Origin of the sequence: Ruminococcus sp. (genome assembly GCF_019417665.1) — a bacterium.
Taxonomy (GTDB): domain Bacteria; phylum Bacillota; class Clostridia; order Oscillospirales; family Ruminococcaceae; genus Ruminococcus_C.
In genome coordinates, this window is the sequence record NZ_DXUU01000108.1 from 1 (window position 1) to 3765 (window position 3765).

General features: G+C 46.9%; 5 protein-coding genes and 1 pseudogene. All 6 read right to left on the reverse strand.

What is annotated here, in order from left to right; genetic code table 11:
• Positions 1–206: 206 nt before the first annotated feature.
• A complete protein-coding gene (locus QZ375_RS13885; RefSeq protein ID WP_295219919.1) occupies positions 207–443 on the reverse strand; it encodes a DUF4314 domain-containing protein in 237 nt (78 codons plus the stop codon).
• Entirely contained in the window at positions 427–1095 is a 669-nt protein-coding gene (locus tag QZ375_RS13890; RefSeq protein ID WP_295219923.1) for a hypothetical protein, read from the reverse strand. The genes QZ375_RS13885 and QZ375_RS13890 overlap by 17 nt, the downstream gene beginning before the upstream one ends.
• 115 nt (positions 1096–1210) lie before the next feature.
• Positions 1211–2140: a site-specific DNA-methyltransferase gene (locus QZ375_RS13895; RefSeq protein ID WP_295219926.1), complete on the reverse strand. Its 930-nt coding sequence runs from the start codon at positions 2138–2140 to the stop codon at positions 1211–1213.
• On the reverse strand, positions 2133–3392 hold the full coding sequence (locus tag QZ375_RS13900; RefSeq protein ID WP_295219928.1) for a site-specific DNA-methyltransferase: 1260 nt from the start codon (positions 3390–3392) through the stop codon (positions 2133–2135). Before QZ375_RS13900 ends, QZ375_RS13895 begins: the two co-directional genes overlap by 8 nt.
• Positions 3389–3547: a hypothetical protein gene (locus QZ375_RS13905; protein ID WP_295219930.1), complete on the reverse strand. Its 159-nt coding sequence runs from the start codon at positions 3545–3547 to the stop codon at positions 3389–3391. Before QZ375_RS13905 ends, QZ375_RS13900 begins: the two co-directional genes overlap by 4 nt.
• A 6-nt stretch (positions 3548–3553) precedes the next feature.
• Positions 3554–3765: pseudogene (locus tag QZ375_RS13910) on the reverse strand (terminase); the annotation flags it as partial.

The window sequence follows — 3765 nt, forward strand, 5'->3', positions numbered from 1 at the left end:
AATCTGTCTTTCTGTTTTAGCGTTCATAATGTTTTCCTCCGTAGTTTCGGGCTTTTTCCCTTTTGTTGTAACCATATTAACTCTAAACAGAGGAGATAGCAAGCGGCTAAATCTACAGAAAATGAGGTCAAAAGATTGTGTAGAATACACTCTTGCAATTCTTGCGATTGTATGGTAACATACTGTACAATGGAGGAGGTCTCGCCTTATTTTTTCGCCTCGGATACGGTCTGGAAACTGTCGATTTCGGGAATCAGAGCAAGGGAAGAACCATTCTCCCACCGCATATGAATGCTGCCCACATCATCAATATGTGTGACCTCGCCGACTGTTCCGGGAAGAACCGGATATTTTTCATTCCGCATAGAAAGCAGCTGTAATTTTGTTCCGACAGGGTACTTTTTTCGCAGCTGTTCCAGATATGATTCACTCGGAAATTGCATCAGTATCACCAACCTTTCTGAATGCGGAATTGCCGGACAGACGCCGGAGAATGACTTTTCTTGCCGCCTTGAATTCTGCACCCACCATTCCCAGACGAATCAGGAAACACCGCATGGTGTACTTGGGATTGTCGGAGGTGTCCGGCTTGCGGTTGATGCGGCTCTGGTTCTTGGCAAATTCACAGAGCATGGAAATGAAGGTGCAGTAGGCATCTGCATCGCCGTCCTGTTCGACTGTGAACCATGGAAATTCCACCTTTTCATCAGATGAAATAATGTCGAGCGTATCCGTCTGAAAAGCAGCCTGAAAAAGGGTAGCCTTGTTTTCGCAGATCTGCCGGAGATTGTCCAGTGTATGCTCTGTGAAGAAATCGGCTGGCATCTGCACAGTTAAACCCTTGGATTCCGGTTCTGTGGTGTCCGGAACAGCATAGCCCCGACTTGCCAGTTCGGCAAGAAGCCGTTCTGTTTCCTTACGGTCGGCTTGATCGCTGATTTCCAGATCACCTGCTTTGGTAACAGTGTAGCATTCCCCGATTTTGTAAGTACAGGTGGGCATATACTGATATTCTGCCGTTGTTCCAATGATCGTGGCTATCGCCCACGCCAGTTTCTTTCGTTCATTTCCAGCCCGTCCAAATGCAATTATCATATGTTTTCCTCCCGATTTTCGGTGATTTGCCTTTCGGCAGTACATATGTTAACTCTTTTTTCCACAGATAGCAACTGTGAGATGTGTAGAATGTTTCGGCTGTCATTTGTGAGAATCAGACAGATGCGATTCGTTCTTCTGCTTTTTTGCAATAGACTGGATTCAGTTCAATTCCGATACACTGCCGATGCAGTCGCTTGGCAACTGCACCAGTAGTTCCGCTTCCGAAGAACGGATCAAGAACCACACCATCTTCTGGACAGCCTGCCAAAATACAGGGTTCTACCAATTGCTCCGGAAACATAGCGAAATGTTCTCCCATGCGGTAAGAGTTGGTGCTGATATTCCAGACATCTCGCTTGTTTCGCATGGTTTTTCCCTGCATTCGTTCGTTGTAATCTGTCCCATTGATGCCCTGTTCCGAAAATCTGCCATACTTGTTTCGACCAGAGCGACCACGAGCGTATCGTTTTAGGCTGCTTTCCGCTGTGGGTTCCATAATTGCTGCTGCATTGTAGTAATACCGGCTAGATTTTGCAAACAAGAACAAATGTTCATAAGACTTTGTAGGACGATCTTTTACACCTTCTGGCAGACAGTTGATCTTGTTCCAGATAATGTCCGAACGGAGATACCAACCATCTGCACGAAGGGCAAACGCCAACATCCATGGAATTCCAATCATATCTTTTGGTTTGATAGCATTCCATGTAGTTGGCATAGCAGCCGCAGCACTGTCCGCTGGAATTTGATATGAATGCTTACAATGTGTAGGCTTTCGACCGATTCCTTTTCCGCTTCCGGCATAGCTATCGGCGATGTTCAGCCACAAAGTTCCGTCTGGTCGAAGCACTCGCCGTACTTCTCGAAATACAGCAGTCAGCTTTTGTATATACTGTTCTGGAGAATCTTCGATTCCAATTTGACCAGCATTGCCGTAATCCCGCAAACCATAATAAGGTGGGCTTGTAACACACATGGAAACGCTGTCATTTGGAAGTGTTCGCAGTCCTTCCAAGGCATCTGCACAGAGAATTTTAATCATCGGGAAGTTCCACTTCCTTTACCAATTCAGAATATGCAATCTGCTTTCCATCCCGCACAACATATACACCATCTGCATCACCGGTATCTTCCACATAACGTCTTAGGATAACAGAAGCGTATTTTTCATCCAGTTCCATGGTATAGCAGATGCGGTTCATCCGCTCACAAGCCATAAGTGTTGAACCACTGCCGCCAAAGGTGTCCATTACCACGCCATTTTCCTGTGTAGAATTGCCGATGGGATAGCCAAGCAAGTCCAGCGGCTTTGAGGTGGGGTGGTTGGCATTGCGTTTCGGCTTGTCAAAATGCCAGATGGTTGTCTGCTTGCGGTCGGAATACCAGTGATGCTTGCCGTTCTGCATAAAGCCATACAGCACAGGTTCGTGCTGCCACTGATAATCCGAACGTCCCAGAACAAGACTATCCTTTACCCAGATGCAGCAGCCTGCAAGATGAAATCCGGCATCAATGAAAGCTTTTCTGAAATTCAACCCTTCGGTGTCTGCATGGAACACATAGGCAGAACCGCCTTTTTCCAGATGCTCAGCCATTCGCTGAAAGGAGGACAGCAGGAATGTATAAAACTCCTCGTTCTTCATGCTGTCATTCTGAATGGTAAGTCCGCTGGCATTCTTAAACGAAACTCCATATGGGGGATCGGTCAGAATGAGGTTTGCCTTGGTGTCGCCCATGAGAGCAGATACATCCTCCGCAGATGTGGCATCGCCACACATCAGCTTGTGTCTGCCAACTGTCCAGATGTCGCCACGCTGTACAAATGCAGCTTTTTCCAGTGCAGTGGTGAGGTCAAAATCATCGTCTTTCACTGTGTCACCGCTGTTTGTATCAAACAAGTCTGCAATTTCAGCTTCATCAAATCCGGTCAGATCAAGGTCAAAACCGAGATTCTGCAATTCTTCCATTTCCACAGCAAGGAGTTCTTCATCCCAGCCGGCATCTAATGCCATCCGGTTGTCAGCAAGAATGTACGCTTTCTTCTGTGCTTCCGTCAGATGGTCGGCATACACGCAGGGAACTTCTGCAATACCTTCTTCCTTTGCCGCCATAATGCGTCCATGTCCAGCCAGCACATTGTATTCCCGGTCAATAATAACAGGATTCACAAAACCAAACTCTCTCAGAGAGGAGCGAAGTTTCAGAATTTGTTCTTTGTTGTGTGTTCTGGCGTTATTGGCATAGGGTACTAACTTGTTGATATCAACAAGCTGAAATTCTTTGGTTGTGGTCATGCTCCATTCCTCCGCTTCAAAACTTTCTGTAAACCTTTTCTGGCGTCCAGCACTTTTCCACTGACCGCCTGTCCCTTGATTGTGCGGTATTGCTGTTTGGTCATCTTCTGGCGATTGGCTTTCAGATCTCGCCAGAACTGGGTATCTGTTTTCATGCTGCCTCACTTTCTGCTGCTCAGAAGCTGTTCCATCAAATCGTCCTGCGGTGTGCCGTCAAATTTGGTCGTACAGTTCTGTTTCACAATATCGAAAATCTCATACCAGAGCAAGTTTGCCTGTTTCTGAAATGTCTGGCTCATCTGCACAAACGGAGAGGCGATAACGCCGCCCGTGGTCGGGTGCTTTCCCAGCAGTCCATAGGTACTGAGGGCTT